The organism is Pseudomonas sp. Q11 (assembly GCF_024494355.1).
Taxonomy (GTDB): Bacteria; Pseudomonadota; Gammaproteobacteria; order Pseudomonadales; family Pseudomonadaceae; genus Aquipseudomonas; species Aquipseudomonas hefeiensis.
Map to the genome: position 1 here is coordinate 1 of NZ_JAKNQY010000040.1, position 23,907 is coordinate 23,907.

Genomic DNA, 23,907 nt, shown 5'->3' on the forward strand with positions numbered 1-23,907 from the left:
TGGTTACTTTTGGGGCGTTTGCCAAAAGTGACCCGCCGTAAGGGCGGAACCATAAGCAGCCGTTACCCAAAAAACGGATATACACACAAATCCCACACATAAAAAAACCCGCATCACTGCGGGTTTTCTCAAAACGCTGAAACCTTAATTAACCTTGGCGTTCAACTCACCCTTCAAATACCGCTGATACATCGCCTCCAAAGAGATCGGCTTGATCTTCGAAGCATTACCAGCGTCCCGAACGCTTCATAACGAACAATACTCGCTTCACGCCAATGGCTTGCGCCTGAATCGAGGTGCAACCGAGTCATAAAGTGCTGCAAGCCGTCCGCCATCCCACTCCGCCTGCATGCCTTTTAGCAGCTCCCCATCAATACGATGCCCATTGATCGCCAACGCTTGGCTCATCGCGTCGGCGATTCGCTCAATAATCAACAATGGCTTATCTACCCCACAATGCTTGCGACCGAACTCGATCAGTTGCTGCCGATCAGGATAAGTCTTCACCTTGTTCATCTTGATCGCCAAGGTCCGATCCACCAACGAGCGGCCAGACTTGGGGTTGTAGTGTTCATACACCGTGGTAGTGGTGACATCAAAAACCGGTGCCAACCGCACGGTTTCCAGTGCGTCGGGATGCGTATAAATAACACCGAAATTTTTCAGGTGGGCATCGCCGTTGCGCACCATGACCGAGAGGCACACCGAAGAAAAAAAGCGCTCCCGTTCGCGAACCGGCTCAGCATGCCGGCATACCTGGTCCACTACTGCCGCAAGGGTCTCGTAACTCTGGGAATATTTGTAGTTGTCATGAGGGTCTTTGTGCAGGCCAAGGAGCACGGCCATGTCTTCAAACCCCAAGCGCCCGGAAGGGGTCAGGTCGAACCGCTCCATTACAAACAACTCACCGTTTTCCGACAGCCAGAATGGCGGAGTTTCCAACCCGGCCAAACGAGCAGCTTCCAGACAAAGGAATTCATTCTGCGCCAGATGGGCATACTCCTCTGCGCCGGATTTCACGATCAGATCGGAGCTAAGCATCGTTTTTCGATCGCCAGTCAGCTTATCCAAGTCAGGCACAAGCACTTTGGGCTGGACGCCCGAAATGCCAGACTCAAAATAAGTATCAACAAGGAAGTCAAAAACACTTTGTGAAGTATCCGCCGACAGAATGTCCTGCAACCCGACCTGAGCCCGCACAGTCGTAGGGGCCTCAACCGGGTTGACGTAGCTGAGTCGACCGATCTGATTACCACCTATCACCGATAGCAGCCGCATGTCATCGACTTGCATGTGTCTGGCCATACGACGCTTGATCTGGTCGGCCAGAAACCCCTCGGGCACGTTCATATCAAAGATGGGATGAAGGACGTTACTGACTGAAGGCGTAGGGTCATAGGGCATGACCAACGAAACCTCCCGAGACGCCTCGGCGCTCGCATAGGCGAACGAAAACTGCGAACCTTTGGACAAGTCGCCGCTATAACCTTGCGGTGTCATGACATTGAGCAGCTTGACCTTACTCATCATGCTCTACCAGATCAGCTAGGGATTTGAGGTCGATCCGCTTGTCGACGATTTCCAGCGCCATCCCCAACGCCGATACGACTCGAAACAAGGTGTACACGGCCACGTTTTCACCGGCTTCAAGATCGATAATCGTTTTGCGGTTGCAGTTGGCTTTCTCAGCGAGCTGCTGTTGGGTATAACCCTTCGCACGGCGCAGTGCACGCATCCTCTCGCCAAGAATTGAAGGGTTTAGAATCAGCACAGTGTCACCTATAACGGACTTTTTAGCTTTGAAAGCTAATTATGTCCTTTATAGCGGACATTTCAAGCGTGTTGTGTCTTCCAATCTTCAAGGCCAATCCCCACGCACAAAAAAACCCGCATCGCTGCGGGTTTTTTTTGACGCTTGAGCCTTAGTTAACCTTGGCGTTCAACTCACCCTTCAAATACCGCTGGTACATAGCTTCCAGAGAGATCGGCTTGATCTTCGAAGCATTGCCCGCAGTACCGAAAGCTTCGTAACGAGCAATACACACATCACGCATGGCAGTCACGGTGGCACCGAAGAACTTACGCGGGTCAAACTCGCTCGGATTGGTCGCCATCAACCGACGCATCGCACCGGTAGAAGCCAGACGCAAATCGGTATCGATGTTGACCTTACGCACGCCGTACTTGATACCTTCGACGATCTCCTCAACCGGCACGCCGTAGGTTTCCTTGATGTCGCCACCGTACTGGTTGATGATCGCCAGCCACTCCTGCGGTACCGAGGACGAACCGTGCATTACCAGGTGGGTGTTGGGGATGCGCTTGTGGATTTCCTTGATACGGTCAATGGCCAGCACGTCGCCGGTAGGCGGCTTGGTGAACTTGTAGGCGCCGTGGCTGGTTCCGATGGCGATGGCCAGGGCGTCGACCTGGGTCTTCTTGACGAAGTCCGCCGCTTCTTCCGGGTCGGTCAGCATCTGGCTGTGATCCAGCACGCCCTCGGCGCCGATGCCGTCTTCTTCACCGGCCATGCCGGTTTCCAGCGAGCCCAGGCAACCCAGTTCACCTTCCACCGAGACGCCGCAGGCATGGGCCATGGCGACGGTTTGCTGAGTGACGCGCACGTTGTATTCGTAGTCGGTAGGGGTCTTGCCGTCTTCGCCCAGGGAACCGTCCATCATCACCGAGCTGAAGCCCAGCTGGATGGAGCGCTGGCAGACGTCAGGGCTGGTGCCGTGGTCCTGGTGCATACACACCGGGATGTGTGGGAATTCTTCGATGGCTGCCAGGATCAGATGACGCAGGAATGGCGCGCCGGCATATTTGCGGGCGCCGGCCGAAGCCTGGACGATCACCGGGGAGTCAGTCTTGTCAGCGGCTTCCATGATGGCGCGCATCTGCTCAAGGTTGTTGACGTTAAAGGCTGGGACGCCGTAGCCGAACTCGGCTGCGTGGTCCAGCATCTGACGCATGCTGATAAGTGCCATTAGTGTGTCTCTCCCGGTCGAGGGTCGTTAATCGTGCCAGCCTGCCGGAGCGGCGGCGGCTATTCAAGTCATTGCAGGTCGGGGGTGGGTCCGGCCTGCGTGTTCGGCGAAACAAAATCTCGAAACTGTAGAGGACCCTGTGGGAGCGAGCCTGCTCGCGATGAGGGCCCGACAGTCAACATCACTGGTGCCTGATACATCGCTATCGCGAGCAGGCTCGCTCCCACATTGGATCTCCATTGAATCAGTCAGCTTTGCAACCCCGGCCAATCAAGTCATTGGTGGCGACCCAGTAAACCAGGCCTTCCTCACCCTTGACGTGAAACGCCAGCATGTCGTCGCTGTACAGCGTACCCGATGCGCCCGGCTCTTCCTTCAGGCGATAGACCTGCTCGGCTCCGCCGAGGCGAACGTCGACTTCCTTGCGGGTGTCATCGGTGTAACGCCAGAGTACTTTGGCCTGGCTGTCGCAGGTCCAGGTTGTCCAGCCCTCTACTACGGGCTCGGACGAACGAAACCGATCCAGCTGCGCACAACCGGCCAGCATTGCCAGCGCCAAAATGGCGATAAAGCCTTTCATCCGTGTTCCTCGACTGACAGCGCAAGCCGCCAGCCTTGAGTTAATGAGTCAGACCCCTCAAGGGCAACCATGTTCCTTGGCAGGGGCCTGTGTCTCGTATTTGTCCAGCCCCTCCGGCCCGGAACGCTTATTGAGCACCGGGTTGGTTTCGGCCTGCCACTCGGCCTGGTAACAACCAGTCTTCGGCTCGCTGGGAGCAACCGCTTCCGGTGCGGCTTTCGGGTTGCTCGCGCAAGCGGCCAGGGATGCGGTCAGCAACAAAAGCGCCAACGTCTTGACCATCACAACACTCCTTTGCCTGGTCAACGAAACCTCAGGCCTTGGCCCGGCTTTCCAGGACTTCCACGGCTGGCAGTACTTTGCCTTCGACGAATTCGAGGAATGCGCCGCCGCCGGTAGAAATGTAGGAGATCTGCTCGGCCACGCCATATTTGTCGATGGCCGCCAGAGTGTCGCCGCCGCCCGCGATGGAGAATGCGTCACTCTCGGCGATGGCCTGGGCCAGCACTTTGGTGCCATTGCCAAACTGGTCGAACTCGAACACACCGACCGGACCGTTCCACAGGATAGTCTTGGAAGATTTCAACAGTTCGGCGAAGTTGGCTGCAGTTTGCGGACCGATGTCGAGGATCATGTCATCCTCGGCCACGTCAGCGATCAGCTTGACGGTGGCGGTAGCGCTTTCGGCGAACTCCTTGGCAACCACCACGTCCACCGGCAACGGCACACTGACTTTGGCGGCGATTTCCCGGGCGGTGTCCAGCAGGTCCGGCTCGTACAGGGATTTGCCGACCGGGTGACCGGCGGCGGCAAGGAAGGTGTTGGCAATGCCGCCACCGACGATCAACTGGTTGCACACCTGGCTCAGGCTGTTGAGCACGTCGAGCTTGGTGGAGACCTTGGAGCCGGCAACGATGGCGGCCATCGGCTGGGCCGGGGAACCCAGGGCCTTGCCCAGCGCGTCCAGTTCGGCGGCCAGCAGCGGGCCAGCGGCGGCCACTTTGGCGAACTTCGCCACGCCGTGGGTCGAACCCTCGGCGCGGTGGGCGGTGCCGAACGCGTCCATCACGAACACGTCGCACAGGGCCGCATACTGCTTGGCCAGTTCGTCAGCGTTCTTTTTCTCGCCTTTATTGAAGCGCACGTTCTCGAACAGCACGACATCGCCGGCCTTCACGTCCACGCCATCCAGGTAGTCAGCCACCAGCGGTACATCACGACCCAAGGCTTTGCTCAGGTAAGCGGCGACCGGCTTGAGGCTGTTTTCGGCCGAGAACTCGCCTTCGGTCGGACGACCCAAGTGCGAGCAGACCATCACGGCCGCGCCTTTTTCCAGGGCCAGCTTGATGGTCGGCAGCGAAGCCAGGATACGCGCGTCGCTGGTGACAACACCGTCCTTGACGGGGACGTTGAGGTCTTCGCGGATCAGTACGCGCTTACCTTGCAGATCGAGGTCGGACATCTTCAACACGGTCATGGGTCGCAATTCCTGGGTAACTGTTTAGTGAGCAGGTGTTTTTGAAACAGAGAGCTGAGAAACAGAAAGCGAAGTCGCTGCTTGCAGATAATGTTCAGCGACATCCAGCATTCGGTTGGCAAACCCCCATTCGTTGTCGAACCAGGCCAGGATGTTCACAAGCCGCGGCCCGGAAACCCGGGTCTGGCTGGCATCGACAATGGCCGAATGTGGGTCATGGTTAAAATCACAACTGGCATGGGGCAACTCGGTGTAGGCCAGCAGGCCTTTGAGCGGGCCGCTGGTGGCGGCTTCGCGCAGGATCCGGTTGACCTCGGTGGCGTCGGTATCGCTCACAGTCTGCATCGTAATGTCGAGGCAAGACACGTTGACCGTCGGCACCCGCACGGCTTTGGCCTGAATTCGCCCCGCAAGTTCCGGCAGCAGCCGCTCGATGCCACGCGCCAGACCAGTGGACACCGGAATCACCGACTGGAACGCCGAACGGGTCCGACGCAGGTCTTCATGGTGATAGGCGTCAATCACTGGCTGGTCGTTCATCGCCGAGTGAATGGTGGTGATCGACACGTATTCCAGGCCAATGGCCTGGTCCAGCAGGCGCAACAGCGGCACGCCGCAGTTGGTGGTGCAGGACGCGTTGGACACCAGCAGCTCATCACCGGCCAGGCAGTCCTGATTCACGCCGTAGACGATGGTGGCGTCCACATCCGCTTCGCTGGCCATTGGCTGGGAGAACAACACCCGCGGCGCGCCGGCGGCGATGAAACGCTGGCCATCTTCACGGGTGTTGTAGGCACCGGAGCACTCAAGCACCAGATCGACACCCAAAGCCGCCCAATCGATACCTTCGGGGGTGGCACTGCGCAGGACTTTCACGCAATCGCCATTAATGTGCAGACAATCGCCCTCGACCCGCACTTCGCCGGGGAACCGGCCGTGGGTGGAGTCAAAGCGTGTCAGGTATTCGATGCTGGCCATGTCGGCCAGATCGTTGATGGCCACAATCTCGAACCCGGCCTTCGCTCCTCGCTCGAACAACGCACGCAAGACGCAACGACCAATCCGGCCGTAGCCGTTGAGTGCAACTTTGTAAGGACGCGGTTGGGGCATGGGATTCTCTGACCTGGGTGAATCCATGAATAAGGCGCTGAACATTCCATTGTCATCGCGGGCAAGCCTTGCTCCCACAGGATGGCATTGCCCTGTGGAAGTGCACATCCTGAATGGCCTTTCCCTGTGGAAGTGCACATCCTGAATGGCATTTCCCTGTGGGAGTGCGCATCCTGTGGGAGCAAGGCTTGCCCGCGATAGCGTCAGAACAGGCGATACATTCCTGGACTTAGTCTTCCAACAGCTCTTCAGCCTGACCCAGGATGTTTTCCAAGGTAAAGCCGAACTCCTCGAACAACGCCGGCGCTGGCGCCGATTCGCCGTAGGTGGTCATGCCGATCACGCGACCTTCCAGACCCACGTACTTGTACCAGTAATCGGCGTGCGCGGCTTCGATGGCGATCCGGGCGCTGACTTGCAACGGCAATACCGCTTGTTTATAGCCAGCGTCCTGGGCATCGAACACGCTGGTGCACGGCATGGATACCACACGTACGTTGCGGCCCTGCGCGGTCAGTTTGTCGTAGGCCTGGACGGCCAGGCCGACTTCGGAGCCGGTGGCGATCAGGATCAGCTCAGGCTCGCCAATGCAGTCCTTGAGCACATAGCCGCCGCGGGTGATGTCGCCGATCTGGTCGGCATCGCGGTTCTGATGCTGCAGGTTCTGGCGGGAGAAGATCAGCGCCGATGGACCGTCGTTACGCTCGATGGCGTATTTCCAGGCCACTGCCGACTCCACGGCGTCACAGGGGCGCCAGGTGTCCAGGTTTGGCGTGCAGCGCAGGCTTGCCAGTTGCTCGATCGGCTGGTGAGTCGGGCCGTCTTCGCCCAGGCCGATGGAGTCGTGGGTGAATACAAAAAGCACACGCTTCTTCATCAAGGCTGACATGCGCACGGCGTTGCGGGCGTATTCCATGAACATCAGGAAGGTCGCGCCGTAAGGCACCAGGCCGCCATGCAGGGCCACGCCGTTCATGATCGCGCTCATGCCGAACTCGCGAACGCCGTAATACATGTAGTTGCCGCTGGCATCTTCGGCGCTGACGCCTTTGCAGCCCTTCCACAAGGTCAGGTTGGAACCGGCCAGGTCGGCCGAACCACCCAGCAGCTCCGGCAGCAGCGGGCCAAAAGCGTTGAGGGTGTTCTGGCTGGCCTTGCGGCTGGCAATGGTTTCGCCTTTGGCGGCGACTTCAGCGATATAAGCCGAGGCTTTTTCGGCGAAATCGGCAGGCAGCTCGCCGCTGAGGCGACGGACCAGCTCATTGGCCAGCTCAGGGAATTGCGCAGAGTAGGCGGCAAAGCGCTGGTCCCACTCGGCTTCGGCGGCACGGCCTTTTTCCTTGGCGTCCCACTCGGCATAGATGTCGGCCGGGATTTCGAACGGACCGTGTTCCCACTTCAACGCAGCGCGGGTCAGGGCGATTTCCTCGGCGCCCAGTGGCGCGCCGTGGCAGTCTTCCTTGCCTTGCTTGTTGGGCGATCCGAAACCGATGGTGGTCTTGCAGCAGATCAGGGTCGGCTGGGCGCTCTTGCGCGCCGTCTCGATGGCGGTCTTGATCTCTTCCGGGTCGTGGCCGTCGACATTGCGGATGACCAGCCAGTTGTAGGCTTCGAAACGCTTGGGGGTGTCGTCGGTGAACCAGCCTTCGACTTCGCCATCAATGGAAATGCCGTTGTCGTCGTAGAAGGCGATCAGCTTGTTCAGGCCCAAGGTGCCGGCCAGGGAGGCGACTTCGTGGGAAATGCCTTCCATCATGCAGCCATCACCCAGGAACACGTAAGTGTGGTGATCGACAACGTTGTGGCCTGGACGGTTGAACTGCGCCGCCAGGACTTTTTCCGCCAAGGCAAAGCCCACGGCGTTGGCCAGTCCCTGGCCCAGTGGACCGGTGGTGGTTTCCACGCCTGGGGTGTAGCCATATTCCGGGTGGCCCGGCGTGCGGCTGTGCAACTGGCGGAAATTCTTCAGGTCATCGATCGACAGGTCATAACCGGTCAGGTGCAGCAACGAATAGATCAACATCGAGCCGTGGCCGTTGGACAGCACGAAGCGGTCACGGTCGGCAAACGATGGGTTGCTCGGGCTGTGCTTGAGGTAGTCGCGCCAAAGCACCTCGGCGATATCCGCCATACCCATAGGGGCACCGGGATGGCCGCTGTTGGCTTTTTGCACGGCATCCATGCTGAGTGCACGGATGGCATTGGCACGCTCACGACGGCTGGGCATCGCTGATCTCCTGGGTTTTGAATGGTGAAACTGAAAAAGGCGAGCATTTTCCCTCACCCACCCGCCCCGGGGCAATGACAGATAGTCATCCAGAGGCTTTTTTCCGGTGGATAAAGTGGCATTCGCCAGGTGAAACCTTTCCGCTGATGGGTTGTAGAGTCAAGCACGCCTGTGGAAGTGCCATTTATCGAGCAATATCAAAACTTTTTGATATTGCCCTTGCGATGATCCATACCCCCCACTAGACTGCCGCCCTATGAATTTACGCGTGCCTTCCATTCGCCATGACGATTGCGATGAGCTGGCGGCCCTTTGCAAGGCCGGCGGCGATCCGCTGCGGCTCAATGTATTGCGTGCCCTGGCCAACGATTCGTTCGGAGTGCTGGAATTGGCGCAGATCTTCGGCATCGGTCAATCCGGCATGAGCCACCACCTCAAGGTCCTGGCCCAGGCCGACCTGGTGGCAACCCGTCGTGAAGGCAATGCGATTTTTTACCGCCGAGCCCTGCCCCATACCGATCTGCTGGGCGGCAAGCTGCATGCCGCGCTGCTCGAAGAAGTGGACGAGTTGGACCTGCCGGCAGACGTGCAAGCCCGCATCGCCCAAGTACACGGGCAGCGGGCCGCCGCCAGCCAGGATTTTTTCGCCCGGGTGGCCGAGAAGTTTCGCGCCCAGCAGGACCTGATCGCAGGGCTGCCGCAGTACCGCGAAAGCGTCGTGGCGCTGCTCGACAAATTGGATTTCGAGCCCACCGCCACGGCCATTGAAGTCGGCCCTGGCGACGGCGCGTTTCTGCCGGAACTGGCGCGGCGTTTCAGCCAGGTGACGGCGCTGGACAACAGCCCGGCCATGCTCGAGCTGGCACGCCAGGTGTGTGAGCGTGAAACACTGGCTAATGTCAGCCTGCAACTGGCCGATGCCTTGGATGGTGTGAGCCTGCAGGCCGATTGCGTTGTATTGAACATGGTGCTTCACCATTTCGCCGCGCCGGCCGATGCGCTCAAGCACATGGCCGGCCTGCTGCAACCGGGCGGTAGCCTGTTAGTGACAGAGTTATGCAGCCACAACCAGAGTTGGGCCAAGGAGGCCTGCGGTGATCTCTGGCTGGGGTTTGAACAGGACGATCTGGCCCGTTGGGCCACCGCTGCGGGCCTCGTGCCCGGGGAAAGCCTCTATGTGGGCTTACGTAATGGTTTCCAGATTCAGGTCCGCCATTTTCAGCGACCGGCTGGCGACACTCACCATCGGTAACTTGTAGGAAAACATCGAGATGAGCGAATACTCCCTTTTCACCTCCGAGTCCGTGTCTGAAGGGCATCCGGACAAAATCGCCGACCAGATTTCTGATGCGGTGCTGGACGCCATCATTGCTGAAGACAAGTTCGCCCGCGTGGCGTGCGAAACTCTGGTGAAAACGGGCGTGGCGATCATCGCCGGCGAAGTCACCACCTCGGCCTGGGTCGACCTGGAACAGATCGTCCGTGACGTCATCCTGGGCATTGGCTACAACAGCTCCGACGTCGGCTTCGATGGCGCGACCTGCGGCGTGATGAACATCATCGGCAAGCAGTCCCCCGACATCAACCAGGGTGTTGACCGTGCCAAGCCTGAAGACCAGGGCGCTGGCGACCAGGGCCTGATGTTCGGCTACGCCAGCAACGAGACCGACGTGCTGATGCCAGCCCCGATCACCTTCTCGCACCAGTTGGTTCAACGCCAGGCTGAAGCCCGTAAATCCGGCCTGCTGCCTTGGTTGCGCCCGGATGCCAAGTCCCAAGTGACTTGCCGTTACGAAGGCGGCAAAGTTGTCGGTATCGATGCCGTCGTACTGTCGACCCAGCACAACCCTGAAGTGTCCTACAAGGACCTGCGCGAAGGCGTGATGGAGCTGATCGTCAAGCACGTACTGCCTGCCGAGTTGCTGTCCAAGGACACCCAGTTCCACATCAACCCGACCGGCCAGTTCATCATCGGTGGCCCCGTCGGCGACTGTGGCCTGACCGGCCGCAAGATCATCGTCGACAGCTACGGCGGCATGGCCCGTCACGGCGGTGGTGCGTTCTCCGGCAAGGATCCATCGAAGGTTGACCGTTCGGCGGCCTATGCCGGTCGTTATGTGGCCAAGAACATCGTCGCCGCCGGCCTGGCCGAGCGCTGCGAGATCCAGGTTTCCTACGCCATTGGCGTTGCCCAGCCTACTTCGATCTCGCTGAACACGTTCGGCACCGGCAAGATCGGCGATGACAAGATCATCAAGCTGGTTCGTGAAGTGTTCGACCTGCGTCCGTACGCCATCACCACCATGCTTGACCTGCTGCACCCGATGTACCAGGACACGGCTGCCTACGGCCACTTCGGTCGCACGCCGCAAACCAAGACGGTCGGTGACGATACCTTCACCACCTTCACCTGGGAAAAAACCGACCGCGCCGACGCCCTGCGCGCCGCTGCCGGCCTGTAAAGCCCGCTGGTACGAAAAGCCCCTGGCGACTGGGTCGTCAGGGGCTTTTTCATGTCCGGCTCATACCCATTCAGGGGGTTGAAGCCCGCAAGGAACTTGTGGCTTGGGAACTTATCTGTGGGAGCAAGGCTTGCCCGCGATACAGGCGCCTCGTTCTCCCGGGTGACTGCATTGTCCTCATCGCGGGCATGCCTTGCTCCCACAAAATCCCCTCGCCACAAGGGACCATCGAACTCAAGACCGCCGTGCCACCAGCAAAAACGAAGCCGCGCTGGCCAGCAGACCCGCACACATGCGATTGAACAGACGCTTGCCGCTCGGCCGGGCAAACAGTCGCCGCGCATAAATCCCCATGTAGCAATACAACCCGATGGCAATGCACTCCAGCGCCAGGAACAGGCCGCCCAGCACGGCGAACTGCTGGGTGACGGTGCTGGCGCGGTCGACGAACTGCGGCAGGAAGGCGGTGAACAACAGGATCGCCTTCGGGTTGCCGATCGCCACCAGAAACTCCTGGCGTGCCAGGCGGGTCACGCTCATCGAAGTGACCGCCGCTTCAGCTCCGGCTTCGGGCTGCGCCCGCCACAATTGCACGGCAAGGTAGAACAGATAAGCGGCACCCACGAACTTGATCCCCAGGAACAACAGTTCCGAGGTATGCAGCACAGCGGTCAACCCCACCGCTGCCAGGGCAATCATGAGTGCAAACGCCAGCAGCCGACCAATGCCACCGCTGCACGCCCGGACGAAGCCATAGCGCGAGGCGTTGCTGATGGACAGCAGGTTGTTCGGCCCCGGCGCCATGTTCAGCGCGAAGCAGGCTGGAATGAAAACAGCGAGGGTCGTCAGGTCCATAGGGATGCATGCCTGGCAGAGCGGATCGAGAGCCCATTCTGCACTCGCCTCTAATGGGTTCAAGGCACAGTTGCGCAACCAAATCACCCTGCACTGTACCGCCGCGACTTCGCCAACACCCCCTGCAAGATCCGGTAACGCTCCCGGCCTCGCACCTTCTGTGACAGTGACTAGCCTTCAAGTACACCACCAAGCAAGGATGCTTCGATGCTGCCGTTATCACGCCTATTGGCCTGTTTTATATGCATCTGCTCCCCTGTCATCGCCGCGCCTTGTCCCGACTGGCCCCTCGGACGCGCCCAGGCGGAAATCACCGCCCTGCAGCAGCGAATCGATTCGTGGGATGACAGCTATCACCGTCTCGGCCGATCACTGGTAGCCGACGAGCTCTACGATCAGTCCCGCATCCAGCTGGGCCAGTGGCGCGACTGCTTTGGCCTGGAGGCGCCAAGTGCCCCCTTGCGCACGGCGGGTGGGAAAGTGCCACACCCGGTTGCACACACGGGCCTGGACAAACTCAAGGATGCCGACGCGGTCAAGGCGTGGCTACAAGGCCGAGAAGACCTGTGGGTCCAACCGAAAGTCGATGGCGTGGCTGTGACCTTGATCTATCGCGGAGGGCACCTGCATCAGGCGATCAGCCGCGGTGATGGTGTCCAGGGACAAGACTGGACCTGGGCTGCCCACAAAATCAACGCCATCCCGCAACGGCTACATCAGCCATTGGACCTGATCGTTCAGGGTGAGCTGTACTGGCGGCTGATTGCCCATGTCCAGGCCAGCAACGGCAGTCTCAACGCCCGGGCGACCGTGGCGGGGCTGATGGCGCGCACGAATTTGACCGCGCAAGAGGGGGCGGACATCGGCCTGTTTGTCTGGGACTGGCCTGAGGGACCGGCCACCCTGCCCGAACGGGAGGCGACCCTGCAGGCGCTGGGCTTTGCCGACACCACCGGCTACAGCCAGCCCGTCCAGGCATTGGCCGACGTCGAGCACTGGCGCGACCACTGGTATCGCACGCCACTGCCATTTGCCAGCGATGGCATCGTCCTGCGCCAAAGCCGCCGTCCACCTGCTGATCGCTGGCAGGCCCGGTCGCCGTTCTGGAGCGTGGCCTGGAAATATCCCTATGCCCAGGCCTTGGCCGAGGTGCGCCACGTACGCTTCAAGATCGGTCGTACCGGGCGCATCACGCCCGTGCTGGAACTTGAGCCAGTCATGCTCGACGACCGACGAATCCGCCGGGTGAGCGTCAGTTCCCTAAAACGTTGGGAGCAAATGGACATCCGCCCTGGCGACCGGGTCGCCATCAGCCTGGCCGGGCTGACCATTCCACGCCTGGACAGCGTCGTGCTGCGCAGTGTCGAGCGCCAGGACGTGAACGCCCCAACGGCGGCCGACTATCACTTGTTAAGTTGCTGGCAGCCGACACCCGGCTGCGAAAGCCAGTTCCTGGCGCGCCTGGGCTGGCTCAGCGGCAAGCACGGGCTAGCCCTGCCCCATGTCGGCCCGGGAACCTGGAGAAAACTCCTGGCGGCCGGTCAACTCAATGGATTGCTGGATTGGATGACCCTTGATGCCAACGAGCTTGCTAACATTGCCGGCTTCGGCGAACGCAGCAGCGCCCGCCTGGTCGCCAGCCTGCACAGCGCCCGGCAACGTCCTTTCGGGCAGTGGCTCAAGGCCCTTGGCCTGCCACCCACCGGCGAGGTCCGGCTGGAGGGGCCATGGCAGGTGCTTGCCGAGCGCGACACCGAACAATGGCAAACCGAAGCCGGTATCGGTCCGGGACGCGCCGCGCAACTGAGGGCTTTTTTTCGCGACCCACAGGTGCTGGCTTTGAGTGAAGTATTACGCACTGCCGGGGTCGACGGTTTCTAATCCGAACCCCACAGTTGAACCCAAGGGGTAAAGGTACGCTCCAACTGCGCATCTATACCGACCGCTCGCGAGTTTTCACGGAGTAGCTATGAATTTTATGTCCTCTATCGCACTGCTGACTCTATGCAGCGCCATGGCCGCCCCCCTGATGGCAGCCGAGCAAACACCGGAGCTCACCGGCTGCGCGGCCAAGCGCCAGGGCATCATCAATCAAATCGAGCTGGCCAAGTCCCGTGGCAACAAAGATCAGCAAGCCGGCCTGGAAACGGCGTTGAGCCAGGTCACCACCCACTGCACCGACGCGTCCCTGCGCAAGGAACGTGAAAACAAGGTCCTTGAAGCCAAGCACGAAGTCAGCCAGCGTCAGGCCGACCTGGAAAAGGCCATGAAAAAAGGCGACGCGCAGCGGATCAACAAACGCAAGGACAAGCTGGCGGCTTCTCGCAAAGAGTTGCAGGAAGCGGTGGATGAGTTGGATAAATAAGCGGCAAGCGACAAGTTTTAAGCCACAAGCTCCAAGCTTCACACCAGCAGCTTGCAGCTAAAAACTTGCAGTTGCCCCTACTCAATAATCCCGAAACTCTTTATGGCAGGCGCTGCACGCATCCTCTACCTTCTGCACCGCAGGCCCCAGGTTGCTGGCCCTGTACGGCTGGACCTTGCTGACGGTCACCAACTCACCGGTGGCCGCTTCAAGGCTGCGGGCCAGTTCCTGGAAATGCGCCTGTTTTTGCCAGACCTCATCCCGAGCACTGGTGTGGTCTTCTTCACGCACTTGCGGGAAATGTTTCCACGGCTCGCGGGACAGTTGATCAAGTTGCGCCGCGCCCTCGGCAAAGCGCGGGCCGTCGAACGGGATGCGACCGCGCAACATGCCACCCAGCTCTTCGTTGGTCTTGAGCATCTGCTTGAAGATCGCTTTGCGTTGGCCCAGTGGGGAATTGGGATCGATACCGCCACAGGCGGACAACATCAGGCAGGCCAGCACGGCCATGGAAAATCGTTTTACAAACATCTTGGCCTCGGAGCAGGAAACGGCGGTTAGTATCCTCGGGTCACCGGCAAAGACCAATAGCCCTATTATCAATACGGGTTGTCTGGACGCCTGGAGCGTCCGCACGACCGGCAAGGAAATCTCATGCACAGTTTCAAGACCTGGCACAAAGGCCTGGCGTTGACCCTACCGCTTATCGCACTGCTGGCCGGTTGCAACCGCGGCGACAAAGCCGAAGAGCCCAAGACCCATGCCGTCGCCACTTATGTCAGCGCACCGTGGGAAGCCTTGCCATCGGTGTCCGATGAAGACCTGCTGGCCGGCTTTGGCTCCTGGCGCAGCGCCTGCACCCGGCTCAAGGCCGACGCGGTGTGGGGCACCACCTGCGCGGCGGCGGCCAATGTGCCGCTGACCGCCGTGGATGTGCGCAGTTTTCTGAAGCAGAACCTGGATGTCTACGGCCTGCGCTCGGGTGACAACAGCCCCAACGGTCTGATTACCGGTTACTACGAACCGGTCTACCCCGGCAGCCTCACCCAGACTGCCAGCGCCAACATCCCGGTGTACGGGGTGCCGGAAGACATGATCATCGTGTCGCTGGACAGTATTTACCCCGAGCTCAAGGGCAAGCGCCTGCGCGGTCGTCTCGAAGGCCGGGTGCTCAAGCCCTACGACGACGCGGCCACCATCGAAACCAACGGGGTGAAGGCACCGGTAATCGCTTGGCTGACAGACCCGATGAACCTGCAATTCCTGCAGATCCAGGGCTCGGGCCGCATTCGACTCGATGACGGCCGCCAATTGCGCATCGGCTATGCCGACCAGAACGGCCACCCCTACCGACCCATCGGGCGCTGGCTGGTCGAACAGGGCGAACTGAAGAAAGAAGAGGTGACCATGGGCACCATCAGTGCCTGGGCAAAAGCCAACCCGAACCGGATTCCCGAATTGCTCGGCAGCAACCCCAGCTACGTGTTTTTCAACCGCAACCCCGACAGCAACGAAGGGCCCCGAGGCTCACTGAATGTGCCACTGACCGCCGGCTACAGCGTGGCGGTGGATCGCAAGGTGATTCCGCTCGGAAGCCTGTTGTGGTTATCCACCACCCGCCCTGACGGCAGTGCATTGAACCGGCCGGTCGCGGCCCAGGACACCGGCGGCGCAATTGCCGGCGAAGTACGGGCGGATCTGTTCTGGGGCACCGGTGAAGCAGCGGGGAACCTGGCCGGGGATATGAAACAACAGGGGCAGATCTGGATGCTGTGGCCCAAGGGCATGGCATTACCGCAGGTGCCGCAGGTTGCCAATACTGTCAGTGCCAATCCCTAAGAAATGGGCTGACTGTACCGGCGCCATCGCGAGCAGGCTCGCTCCCACAGTTGATCTCCAGTGGACACATGTTTTGTGTACGACTAGATCCAATGTGGGAGCGAGCCTGCTCGCGATGGGGCCAGCACAGACAACGGGATTCGCCCCCCTGGCTCAGACCGAAACGAAGAAGAAACTCAACACCAACCCTGCCCCCACGAACCACACCAGCGAACGCAAGGTCGCCCAGTCCGCCAGATAGCAGATGATGTACAGCAGGCGACTGGTGATAAACAGCACCGCCAGCACGTTGATGGTCACAAGCTCGGCATTGCCGGCCAGGTGCGCGACGATCACGGCAGCGGCGAAAAACGGGGTAATTTCAAAGCTGTTCAGTTGCGCGGCGTATGCACGCCGGGGGGCTCCTTCGAGCGAGTCCAGAAAATCCCGAGGGTCGTGGTTGTCCCGCAACCGGTACTTTCCACCGGCCTTGGCGATCGCAACGCATACGTAAGGCAGGAGAAAGGCAATCAAAATGCACCATAGGGCAACCGTCATGAAGCAGTTCCTTCTTTGAATGTTATAGAAATCGAAAATCAGGGCACTGGTCAGAATTTCATCACCAGCATGCCAATCAGCACCAGCCCGCAGGCTAAGAGCCGTGGCCGGCCGAAAGGTTCTTTCAGGTAGCGCATGCCAAACAGCACCACCAGGATCACGCTGATCTCCCGCAGCGCCGCCGCTTCGGCGATCGAGCCCAGTTGCATGGCCCACAGCACCAGAGCGTAGCTCAACAATACGCAAAACCCGACCGCCAGCCCCAGCCGCCACTGTTCACGCCAGAACAGCATGAACGCAGGTCGTTTGCGCACCAGCGCCAGCAACGGAAATGGCCAGGCACTGAGCAGCGTGACCCAGACCAGGTAATCCAGTGGCCGGGGCCAGCGCCGCAGAGCATGGCCGTCGATAAAGGTGTAGCAGCCGATGCACAGGCCTATCAGCGCCACCACCGGCAACATTGACCAGGGCAATCGCTCGCCACCTCCGCCCTGCCACAACAGGCAAAGCATGCCGAACGGGATCAGCAAGATGCCGATGATCTGATGGGTCGTCAGCACTTCCCCGGCGAAGATCAACGTCAAGGCCAGCACCACTAACGGCGACAGACCACGCATCAGCGGATAGACCAGTCCCAGGTCACCCACCCGATACGCCTGGATCAGCAGATAGCGGTACAACAACTCGAATGCCGCCGACGCCAGGATCCACGGCCAGATCTCCAGCGGTGGCAACGCCACGAAGCCCAGCGCCAGCACCACGAACAGCAACGCGACGCTGTCCATGCATGCCACCACCAGCAAACGCTCGCCACTGAACTTGATCAGCGTATTCCATGCCGCATGCAACAGCGCGGCGACCAATACCAAGGCTGTTGCCAGCACAGCACGCTCCTTGTCTTGTCCCCCCGGCCCGTAGGAGCTGTCGAGTGCAACGAGGCTGCGATCTTTTGATCTTTCACTCCAGACTCAATTGCCGGTGGAAAGATCGCAGCCTCGTTGCACTCGACAGCTCCTACGCTCAGTAGGGCTCATGAATTTATTCGCTATCGTCTATACTGCAAACCGACCACGCCGCACTCAGTTGCGCAGAAAACCAATTCCAATAATTTTTGCTGCTGCCCCGTTTCATTCGAACCGGCGCATTGGCATGCGTATGCCTGATCAGAGCGTCAAGACTACAGACAGAGACCTTGCGCATGCCACTCGCCTTGCTTGCTTTGGCCGTCGCCGCTTTTGGCATCGGCACCACCGAATTCGTCATCATGGGGCTGTTGCCCGATGTCGCCCGTGACCTGGGCGTGAGCATTCCCCAGGCCGGGCTGCTGATTACCGGGTACGCCCTGGGCGTGGTGTTCGGCGCGCCGATCCTGGCCATCGGCACCGCCAACATGCCGCGCAAGGCAACGCTGCTGGGCATGACGCTGATGTTCATTGTCGGCAACGTACTCTGCGCCCTGGCACCGAACTACGTCACATTGATGGCCGCCCGGGTCATCACCGCACTGTGCCATGGGGCATTCTTCGGGATCGGCTCGGTGGTCGCGGCCGGGCTGGTGGCGCCGAACAAACGGGCCCAAGCAATCGCAATGATGTTCACGGGGCTGACCCTGGCCAATGTGCTGGGCGTGCCGCTGGGTACCGCGTTGGGCCAATATGCCGGCTGGCGCTCGACCTTCTGGGCGGTATCGGTCATCGGGATCATTGCCGCTATTGCCCAATGGGTCTGGCTGCCCCGGGAAATCCCCATGGAGAAGGCCAATCTGGCCAGCGAGTTCAGAGTGCTGGGCAAGGCCAACGTGTTGCTTGCCCTGGGCATGAGCGTGCTGGCCTCCACCAGCCTGTTCAGCGTGTTCACCTACATCGCACCGATCCTGCAGGACATCACGGGGGTCAGCCCCCACGGCATCACGCTCATGCTGCTGCTGTTCGGTGTCGGCCTGACAGCGGGCAGTTTTCTCGGCGGTCGCCTGGCGGACCGGCGCCTGCTGCCTTCGCTGGTAGCCATGGCCCTGGCAGTGGTACTGGTGCTGGCCGCGTTCAGCCAGACCAGCCGGTCGGTGGTTCCGGCGGCTATTACCTTGGTCCTATGGGGTGTATTTGCCTTTGCACTGTGTCCGATCCTGCAATTGCTGATCATCGACCAGGCCCAAGAAGCGCCGAACCTGGGCTCGACCCTGAACCAGAGCGCGTTCAACCTTGGCAACGCGGCGGGTGCCTGGATTGGCGGCCTGGTGGTGGCCAGCGGCGCCGATCTGGCCGACTTGCCATGGACCGGCGCTCTGGTGGGCGGGCTGACCGTGTTGACGGCGTTTTATTTTATTTATCATCAGCGTCATCGAGATGTGACGGCAGGTTTTGCTGACTAAGCGGTGCATTGGTCTCGCTGCGCACCTGCGCATGACTGATCAGCGCAAAGATGAAACTGCCTCCGATGATGTTCCCCGCCAGGGTCGGCCCGGCAAACACCATCCAGAAATCCTCCCACGACAGCTGGCCGGCGAACACCAGATAGGACACCTCGGCCGAGCCGACGACAATGTGGGTGAAATCCCCAAGCGCCATCAGGTAGGTGATGAGGATGATGATCCACATCTTGGCGCTCTCCATGGAAGGGATCATCCAGACCATGGTGGCGATCATCCAGCCTGAAATGATGCCCTTGGCGAACATCTGGCCGGTGTCGTTTTCCATGACCTTACGACCGATCTCCAGAAAAGCCAGATCGGTGCGGCGATCGAAAATCGGCAGATGCAGCATCACATAGGCCACCAGCAAGGTGCCGCACAGGTTACCCACCAGCACCACACCCCAGAGCCGGAACAGACGGCCGAAGTTGCCCAAGGTGGGTTTGCTCATGATGGGCAACACCGCAGTCAAGGTGTTTTCGGTGAACAGTTGCTGACGGGCAAGAATCACCGCGAGAAAACCGGCGCAGTAGCCGAAGCTGGCGATCACCTTGAAGGCTTCGCCCTCAGGCAAGCGGGAATTGAGCAGTCCCATCGCCATCAGCGACAGGCCCATGGTCAACCCGGCGGCCAGGGCCGACCACCAAAGCGCGGCGACACTGCGCTCCAGTTCCTGGTTGCCCTGGGTTCGGATAATCTCATGCAGTACCGCGGCCCGCGGTGGCTGATTGCGGTCGACTTCGTGCTTTTCCTGCGCCGAAAGATCAGGGGTCTTGCCGTCTTTTCGAGTGTCCATGGAGCTCCTGAACCGGTGGCGTGATGTACCTACGACACGCGGCGTTCGGAGCTGTTCAGTGGCGGGCCACAATGTTCATTGGTGCCTTGAAAACCGCTATCGCGAGCAGGCTCGCTCCCACAAGGGATTGGTGGTGGACAACAATGCTGCGACCGACCGCAAGTCCATGTGGGAGCGAGCCTGCTCGCGATGGGCGCACCGCCGATCTCACGCGCTGGCAATATCGTCCTGGAACTGATCCTTGACGTACCTGATCTCGGTCCGGCCATGCGGCGCCGGCAGGCCATCTTCCCCAAGATTGACGAAAACCATCTTCTCCACGGTCAGGATGCTTTTACGGGTGATCTTGTTGCGCACTTCGCAGGTCAGGGTGATGGAGGTACGGCCGAACTCAGTGGCGGTAATGCCCAGTTCGATGATGTCGCCCTGGCGCGAAGCGCTGACGAAATTGATTTCGGAGATGTATTTGGTCACCACGCGCTGGTTGCCGAGCTGGACAATGGCGTAGATCGCCGCTTCTTCGTCGATCCAGCGCAACAGGCTGCCGCCAAATAGCGTGCCGTTGGGGTTGAGGTCTTCGGGCTTGACCCATTTGCGGGTGTGGAAATTCATGTTCACTCCTGGGGGCAGCTTCAAGATTTAAGCTTCAAGCGGCAAGAAAGGGCAGTTCAGCTTCTAGCTTGCAGCTTGCAGCTTGTCCGCTGCCCCTTGCAACTACCCGCTCAAAGCCAGCTATAATCGCCCCGCTTCACCGGTCCACGCTTTGGACCGTTCCCGCCACCTGTCCGAGGGGCGCTGCAGCAGGTTCGACCTGTCAGGCTCGGATGGGGCGTTGTTTGTACGGGGCTCCCCGCACGGACACTAAACGCACAACGGCGCCCATTCGCATACATTACGAATGGAGGCTCTTCATGAGCGCTGTTATCACGCCTGCAGATTTTACCGATTACAAAGTCGCCGACATGTCCCTGGCTGCCTGGGGCCGTCGCGAAACCATCATCGCCGAATCCGAAATGCCAGCCCTGATGGGTCTGCGCCGCAAGTACTCTGGCGAACAGCCATTGAAAGGCGCAAAAATCCTCGGCTGCATCCACATGACCATTCAGACCGCCGTGCTGATCGAAACCCTGGTTGCCCTGGGTGCCGAAGTGCGCTGGTCGTCCTGCAACATTTTCTCGACCCAGGACCAGGCTGCCGCCGCTATCGCCGCTGCCGGCATCCCGGTTTTCGCCTGGAAAGGCGAAACCGAGCAAGAGTACGAGTGGTGCCTGGAGCAGACCATCCTCAAGGATGGCCAGCCATGGGACGCCAACATGATCCTCGACGACGGCGGCGACCTGACCGAACTGCTGCACAAGAAATACCCGGCCGTGCTGGAGCGCGTCCACGGCGTGACCGAAGAAACCACCACCGGCGTACACCGCCTGCTGGACATGCTGGCCAAGGGCGAACTGAAGATCCCGGCCATCAACGTCAACGACTCGGTGACCAAGAGCAAGAACGACAACAAGTACGGCTGCCGTCACAGCCTCAACGACGCCATCAAGCGCGGTACCGACCACCTGTTGTCGGGCAAGCAGGCACTGGTCATCGGCTACGGTGACGTGGGCAAGGGTTCGGCTCAGTCCCTGCGCCAGGAAGGCATGATCGTCAAGGTGTCCGAAGTTGACCCGATCTGCGCCATGCAGGCCTGCATGGACGGCTTCGAGCTGGTTTCGCCGTTCATCGACGGTAACAACGATGGCACCGAAGCAAGCATCGACAAGGCGCTGCTGGGCAAGATCGACCTGATCGTGACCACCACCGGTAACGTCAATGTCTGCGACGCGAACATGCTCAAGGCCCTGAAAAAGCGCGCCGTGGTCTGCAACATCGGCCACTTCGACAATGAAATCGACACTGCTTTCATGCGCAAGAACTGGGCGTGGGAAGAAGTGAAGCCACAGGTCCACAAGGTTCATCGCACCGGCGCCGGTAGCTTCGACCCACAGAACGATGACTACCTGATCCTGCTGGCCGAAGGCCGTCTGGTGAACCTGGGCAACGCCACTGGCCACCCAAGCCGCATCATGGACGGCTCGTTTGCCAACCAGGTCCTGGCGCAGATTTTCCTGTTCGGCCAGAAATACGCCGACCTGTCGCCGGCCCAGAAAGCCGAGCGCCTGACCGTGGAAGTGCTGCCCAAGAAACTCGACGAAGAAGTGGCCCTGGAAATGGTCCGCGGTTTCGGCGGCGTGGTCACCAAACTGACCAAGCAACAGGCTGACTACATCGGCGTGACCGTCGAAGGCCCGTTCAAGCCGCACGCGTATAGGTACTGACAGTAGCTACAAGCTTCAAGCGGCAAGTAAGAGCGGTTTGTTTACTTGCGATTTGCCGCTTGGGGCTTACTTCTTCATCGCTGTTACGCAGCTGCGGGCTGCAAGCTTAAAGCACAAGAATTCGGCGCACCGCCCTCTTGCAGCTTGTAGCTAGCCGCTTGAAGCTGGAGGCCCCACCATGTCCCAAGACCGTCGCTACAGCTTCGAGTTCTTCCCGACGAAGACCGATGCTGGGCATGAAAAACTGATCGCCACTGCCCGTCAGTTGGCGAGCTACAACCCCGATTTCTTCTCCTGCACCTATGGCGCTGGCGGCTCGACCCGGGACCGCACAATCAACACCGTGTTGCAGCTCGAAAGCGAAGTCAAAATCCCGGCCGCCCCACACCTGTCCTGCGTGGGTGACAGCAAAGCCGATCTGCGCAGCCTGTTGAGCCAGTACAAGGCGGCCGGCATCACCCGTATCGTGGCCCTGCGCGGTGACCTGCCCTCGGGCATGGGCATGGCGAGCGGCGAACTGCGCCACGCCAACGACCTGGTTGAATTCATTCGTGAAGAAACCGGTGAGCACTTCCACATCGAAGTGGCTGCCTACCCAGAGATGCACCCCCAGGCACGCAATTTCGAAGACGACCTGCTCAACTTCGTACGCAAGGCCAACGCTGGCGCCAACAGCGCGATCACCCAGTACTTCTTCAACGCCGACAGCTATTTCTACTTTGTCGACCGCGTACGCAAGATGGGTGTCGACATTCCTGTCGTGCCGGGGATCATGCCGATCACCAACTACAGCAAACTCGCGCGTTTTTCCGATGCCTGCGGCGCAGAAATCCCACGCTGGATCCGCAAGCAACTGGAAGCCTACGGCGACGATACGTCCAGCATCCAAAGCTTCGGAGAGGACGTCATCACACAAATGTGTGAGCGCTTGTTACAGGGCGGCGCGCCGGGGCTGCATTTCTATACCCTGAACCAGGCCGAGCCCAGCCTCGCCGTATGGAATAACCTCAAACTGCCGCGTTAATGACTTGGTTCGGCGGTGTATAAAAAGGCCTTGGCGAAAACCAAGGCTTTTTCGTTCGTCCGATGTCAAAAGGCGACCAGGCCGCAAGCCAGAGGGCTCTAGCTATTTGATGAGCTCTCGTCGTAACCTCAGGCCATGCCCTTCATCGCCCGGTTATTGACTACCTTTTTTCTCCTTTACCTGAGCATGGATGCCCGGGCCGAGAAGTTGCGCATTGTCACCGAACCCTGGGCGCCTTATGTCTACGAAGAGAACGGCCAGGTCCGGGGACTCGACTACGAAACCACCGCCATTGTGTTCAAGCGCCTGGGCATTGATGTGCAATGGCAACTGCTGCCTTGGAAACGTTGCCTGGCGATGCTTGAACAGGGCCTGGCGGACGGTGCGCTGGACATTTTCCACAGCAACGAACGCGACGCCATGCTGCTTTACCCCAGCGAACCGCTATCGGACGTGGAGTTCGTGATGTTCTATGCCAACGCCCGCCCCCATCCCTTTCGCACCCTTGATGACCTGGGCGGCCTGACCGTCGGCACGTCGCCCGGTTATCTGTACAGCCAGGCCTTCAGTGAATCACCCCTGTTCAAACGTGAGACGGCGCCCACCCATGAAGCCAACTTCGGCAAGTTGCAACTGGGCCGGATTGACCTGCTCATCACCGACCGCCGGGTGGGCCGGCACGTACTCAAGCAAATGCAGCTGGGTGACCAGATCACCGAAAACCCCGTGGTTGTGAGCCGTCAACGCCAATACCTGGCCGTACGGCGCAACGCCGGTATGGACCTGCTCGTGCAGCGCTTCAGCGCCGAACTCAAGCGCTTCAAGCGCGAACCGGCCTACGCCGAGCTGATCGCTCGCTATGGCGCAGTTCCGTCTGTCAGGACCGAACCGTCCAGCCCGGCGCAGCGCTGAAATAAACC

Annotated in this window: 22 protein-coding genes, 2 pseudogenes and 1 riboswitch; of the genes and pseudogenes, 9 read left to right on the top strand and 15 right to left on the bottom strand. The window is 60.0% G+C overall.

The features are described from left to right. Nucleotides 1-144: 144 nt before the first annotated feature. From MA884_RS26565 to tkt, 9 genes and pseudogenes are all read right to left on the bottom strand, one after another. Nucleotides 145-263, bottom strand: a pseudogene (locus tag MA884_RS26565) (fructose-1,6-bisphosphate aldolase); the annotation flags it as partial. A 4-nt stretch (nucleotides 264-267) separates the two neighbouring features. Beyond that, nucleotides 268-1,527 carry a type II toxin-antitoxin system HipA family toxin gene (locus MA884_RS26570; RefSeq protein WP_256233282.1) on the bottom strand — a complete coding sequence of 420 codons (1,260 nt, stop codon included), beginning with the start codon at nucleotides 1,525-1,527 and terminating at the stop codon, nucleotides 268-270. Further along, nucleotides 1,520-1,771 carry a helix-turn-helix transcriptional regulator gene (locus tag MA884_RS26575; RefSeq protein ID WP_256233283.1) on the bottom strand — a complete coding sequence of 84 codons (252 nt, stop codon included), beginning with the start codon at nucleotides 1,769-1,771 and terminating at the stop codon, nucleotides 1,520-1,522. Before MA884_RS26575 ends, MA884_RS26570 begins: the two co-directional genes overlap by 8 nt. 151 nt (nucleotides 1,772-1,922) lie before the next feature. Beyond that, nucleotides 1,923-2,987: a class II fructose-bisphosphate aldolase gene (gene fba / locus MA884_RS26580; protein ID WP_003177554.1), complete on the bottom strand. Its 1,065-nt coding sequence runs from the start codon at nucleotides 2,985-2,987 to the stop codon at nucleotides 1,923-1,925. 244 nt (nucleotides 2,988-3,231) lie between these two features. Beyond that, nucleotides 3,232-3,567, bottom strand: coding sequence for an MliC family protein (locus MA884_RS26585; protein WP_256233284.1), 336 nt, complete (start codon nucleotides 3,565-3,567; stop codon nucleotides 3,232-3,234). 57 nt (nucleotides 3,568-3,624) lie between these two features. Continuing rightward, nucleotides 3,625-3,849, bottom strand: coding sequence for a hypothetical protein (locus MA884_RS26590; protein WP_256233285.1), 225 nt, complete (start codon nucleotides 3,847-3,849; stop codon nucleotides 3,625-3,627). Between the two features lie 31 nt (nucleotides 3,850-3,880). Then, nucleotides 3,881-5,044: a phosphoglycerate kinase gene (locus tag MA884_RS26595; protein ID WP_256233286.1), complete on the bottom strand. Its 1,164-nt coding sequence runs from the start codon at nucleotides 5,042-5,044 to the stop codon at nucleotides 3,881-3,883. A gap of 24 nt (nucleotides 5,045-5,068) precedes the next feature. Continuing rightward, on the bottom strand, nucleotides 5,069-6,154 hold the full coding sequence (gene epd, locus MA884_RS26600) for an erythrose-4-phosphate dehydrogenase (RefSeq protein ID WP_256233287.1): 1,086 nt from the start codon (nucleotides 6,152-6,154) through the stop codon (nucleotides 5,069-5,071). A gap of 229 nt (nucleotides 6,155-6,383) precedes the next feature. Next, nucleotides 6,384-8,381 (bottom strand): transketolase, encoded by a 1,998-nt coding sequence (gene tkt / locus MA884_RS26605; protein WP_256233288.1) that lies wholly within the window; start codon nucleotides 8,379-8,381, stop codon nucleotides 6,384-6,386. A gap of 256 nt (nucleotides 8,382-8,637) precedes the next feature. Between tkt and MA884_RS26610 the strand changes: the two genes are divergently transcribed. Together MA884_RS26610 and metK are read left to right on the top strand one after the other, a co-directional pair. Further along, nucleotides 8,638-9,633 carry a metalloregulator ArsR/SmtB family transcription factor gene (locus tag MA884_RS26610; RefSeq protein ID WP_256233289.1) on the top strand — a complete coding sequence of 332 codons (996 nt, stop codon included), beginning with the start codon at nucleotides 8,638-8,640 and terminating at the stop codon, nucleotides 9,631-9,633. 19 nt (nucleotides 9,634-9,652) lie between these two features. Continuing rightward, a complete protein-coding gene (gene metK / locus MA884_RS26615) occupies nucleotides 9,653-10,843 on the top strand; it encodes a methionine adenosyltransferase (RefSeq protein ID WP_047230414.1) in 1,191 nt (396 codons plus the stop codon). A 234-nt stretch (nucleotides 10,844-11,077) separates the two neighbouring features. On the opposite strand, the gene MA884_RS26620 is transcribed toward metK, so the two are convergent. Beyond that, nucleotides 11,078-11,698, bottom strand: coding sequence for a LysE family translocator (locus tag MA884_RS26620; RefSeq protein WP_256233290.1), 621 nt, complete (start codon nucleotides 11,696-11,698; stop codon nucleotides 11,078-11,080). 207 nt (nucleotides 11,699-11,905) lie between these two features. Here MA884_RS26620 and ligB point away from each other — a divergent pair, with 207 nt between their 5' ends. Together ligB and MA884_RS26630 are read left to right on the top strand one after the other, a co-directional pair. Beyond that, nucleotides 11,906-13,579, top strand: coding sequence for an NAD-dependent DNA ligase LigB (gene ligB, locus MA884_RS26625; protein WP_256233291.1), 1,674 nt, complete (start codon nucleotides 11,906-11,908; stop codon nucleotides 13,577-13,579). 88 nt (nucleotides 13,580-13,667) lie between these two features. Continuing rightward, the gene (locus tag MA884_RS26630; RefSeq protein ID WP_256233292.1) at nucleotides 13,668-14,063 is read left to right on the top strand and encodes a DUF1090 domain-containing protein; all 396 of its coding nucleotides are present in this window, start codon (nucleotides 13,668-13,670) and stop codon (nucleotides 14,061-14,063) included. A gap of 81 nt (nucleotides 14,064-14,144) precedes the next feature. On the opposite strand, the gene MA884_RS26635 is transcribed toward MA884_RS26630, so the two are convergent. Next, nucleotides 14,145-14,594, bottom strand: a complete 450-nt coding sequence (locus MA884_RS26635) for a cytochrome c (protein WP_256233293.1) — start codon at nucleotides 14,592-14,594, stop codon at nucleotides 14,145-14,147. Nucleotides 14,595-14,717: 123 nt separating this feature from the next. Here MA884_RS26635 and MA884_RS26640 point away from each other — a divergent pair, with 123 nt between their 5' ends. Beyond that, on the top strand, nucleotides 14,718-15,902 hold the full coding sequence (locus tag MA884_RS26640; protein WP_256233294.1) for a murein transglycosylase A: 1,185 nt from the start codon (nucleotides 14,718-14,720) through the stop codon (nucleotides 15,900-15,902). Between the two features lie 153 nt (nucleotides 15,903-16,055). On the opposite strand, the gene MA884_RS26645 is transcribed toward MA884_RS26640, so the two are convergent. Further along, a complete protein-coding gene (locus tag MA884_RS26645) occupies nucleotides 16,056-16,439 on the bottom strand; it encodes an MAPEG family protein (protein WP_256233295.1) in 384 nt (127 codons plus the stop codon). A 50-nt stretch (nucleotides 16,440-16,489) separates the two neighbouring features. Continuing rightward, on the bottom strand, nucleotides 16,490-17,323 hold the full coding sequence (locus MA884_RS26650) for an EamA family transporter (RefSeq protein WP_256233296.1): 834 nt from the start codon (nucleotides 17,321-17,323) through the stop codon (nucleotides 16,490-16,492). Nucleotides 17,324-17,637: 314 nt separating this feature from the next. Between MA884_RS26650 and MA884_RS26655 the strand changes: the two genes are divergently transcribed. Beyond that, nucleotides 17,638-18,807: an MFS transporter gene (locus MA884_RS26655; protein ID WP_256233297.1), complete on the top strand. Its 1,170-nt coding sequence runs from the start codon at nucleotides 17,638-17,640 to the stop codon at nucleotides 18,805-18,807. On the opposite strand, the gene MA884_RS26660 is transcribed toward MA884_RS26655, so the two are convergent. Then, a complete protein-coding gene (locus MA884_RS26660; RefSeq protein ID WP_256233298.1) occupies nucleotides 18,758-19,642 on the bottom strand; it encodes a formate/nitrite transporter family protein in 885 nt (294 codons plus the stop codon). The two genes, MA884_RS26655 and MA884_RS26660, sit on opposite strands and share 50 nt — an antisense overlap. 207 nt (nucleotides 19,643-19,849) lie before the next feature. Beyond that, complete coding sequence (locus MA884_RS26665) at nucleotides 19,850-20,254, bottom strand: acyl-CoA thioesterase (protein WP_188251837.1); 405 nt, start codon at nucleotides 20,252-20,254, stop codon at nucleotides 19,850-19,852. 169 nt (nucleotides 20,255-20,423) lie between these two features. Continuing rightward, nucleotides 20,424-20,530, top strand: a riboswitch (S-adenosyl-L-homocysteine riboswitch). Between the two features lie 23 nt (nucleotides 20,531-20,553). Here MA884_RS26665 and ahcY point away from each other — a divergent pair. From ahcY to MA884_RS26680, 3 genes and pseudogenes are all read left to right on the top strand, one after another. Continuing rightward, the gene (gene ahcY / locus MA884_RS26670; RefSeq protein ID WP_256233299.1) at nucleotides 20,554-21,963 is read left to right on the top strand and encodes an adenosylhomocysteinase; all 1,410 of its coding nucleotides are present in this window, start codon (nucleotides 20,554-20,556) and stop codon (nucleotides 21,961-21,963) included. A 178-nt stretch (nucleotides 21,964-22,141) separates the two neighbouring features. Then, nucleotides 22,142-22,987 carry a methylenetetrahydrofolate reductase [NAD(P)H] gene (metF, locus tag MA884_RS26675; RefSeq protein ID WP_256233300.1) on the top strand — a complete coding sequence of 282 codons (846 nt, stop codon included), beginning with the start codon at nucleotides 22,142-22,144 and terminating at the stop codon, nucleotides 22,985-22,987. A 135-nt stretch (nucleotides 22,988-23,122) separates the two neighbouring features. Next, nucleotides 23,123-23,904: pseudogene (locus MA884_RS26680) on the top strand (substrate-binding periplasmic protein). Nucleotides 23,905-23,907: the final 3 nt, after the last annotated feature.

Bases quoted from the DNA above. Each gene is read 5' to 3' on its own strand.
- MA884_RS26640 (WP_256233294.1), top strand. From the start codon at position 14,718: ATGCACAGTTTCAAGACCTGGCACAAAGGCCTGGCGTTGACCCTACCG.
- tkt (WP_256233288.1), bottom strand. From the start codon at position 8,381: ATGCCCAGCCGTCGTGAGCGTGCCAATGCCATCCGTGCACTCAGCATG.
- metF (WP_256233300.1), top strand. From the start codon at position 22,142: ATGTCCCAAGACCGTCGCTACAGCTTCGAGTTCTTCCCGACGAAGACC.
- MA884_RS26570 (WP_256233282.1), bottom strand. From the start codon at position 1,527: ATGAGTAAGGTCAAGCTGCTCAATGTCATGACACCGCAAGGTTATAGC.
- epd (WP_256233287.1), bottom strand. From the start codon at position 6,154: ATGCCCCAACCGCGTCCTTACAAAGTTGCACTCAACGGCTACGGCCGG.
- MA884_RS26630 (WP_256233292.1), top strand. From the start codon at position 13,668: ATGAATTTTATGTCCTCTATCGCACTGCTGACTCTATGCAGCGCCATG.
- MA884_RS26620 (WP_256233290.1), bottom strand. From the start codon at position 11,698: ATGGACCTGACGACCCTCGCTGTTTTCATTCCAGCCTGCTTCGCGCTG.
- MA884_RS26635 (WP_256233293.1), bottom strand. From the start codon at position 14,594: ATGTTTGTAAAACGATTTTCCATGGCCGTGCTGGCCTGCCTGATGTTG.
- MA884_RS26585 (WP_256233284.1), bottom strand. From the start codon at position 3,567: ATGAAAGGCTTTATCGCCATTTTGGCGCTGGCAATGCTGGCCGGTTGT.
- MA884_RS26595 (WP_256233286.1), bottom strand. From the start codon at position 5,044: ATGACCGTGTTGAAGATGTCCGACCTCGATCTGCAAGGTAAGCGCGTA.
- ahcY (WP_256233299.1), top strand. From the start codon at position 20,554: ATGAGCGCTGTTATCACGCCTGCAGATTTTACCGATTACAAAGTCGCC.
- MA884_RS26590 (WP_256233285.1), bottom strand. From the start codon at position 3,849: ATGGTCAAGACGTTGGCGCTTTTGTTGCTGACCGCATCCCTGGCCGCT.
- fba (WP_003177554.1), bottom strand. From the start codon at position 2,987: ATGGCACTTATCAGCATGCGTCAGATGCTGGACCACGCAGCCGAGTTC.
- MA884_RS26610 (WP_256233289.1), top strand. From the start codon at position 8,638: ATGAATTTACGCGTGCCTTCCATTCGCCATGACGATTGCGATGAGCTG.
- MA884_RS26645 (WP_256233295.1), bottom strand. From the start codon at position 16,439: ATGACGGTTGCCCTATGGTGCATTTTGATTGCCTTTCTCCTGCCTTAC.
- metK (WP_047230414.1), top strand. From the start codon at position 9,653: ATGAGCGAATACTCCCTTTTCACCTCCGAGTCCGTGTCTGAAGGGCAT.
- ligB (WP_256233291.1), top strand. From the start codon at position 11,906: ATGCTGCCGTTATCACGCCTATTGGCCTGTTTTATATGCATCTGCTCC.
- MA884_RS26655 (WP_256233297.1), top strand. From the start codon at position 17,638: ATGCCACTCGCCTTGCTTGCTTTGGCCGTCGCCGCTTTTGGCATCGGC.
- MA884_RS26665 (WP_188251837.1), bottom strand. From the start codon at position 20,254: ATGAATTTCCACACCCGCAAATGGGTCAAGCCCGAAGACCTCAACCCC.
- MA884_RS26660 (WP_256233298.1), bottom strand. From the start codon at position 19,642: ATGGACACTCGAAAAGACGGCAAGACCCCTGATCTTTCGGCGCAGGAA.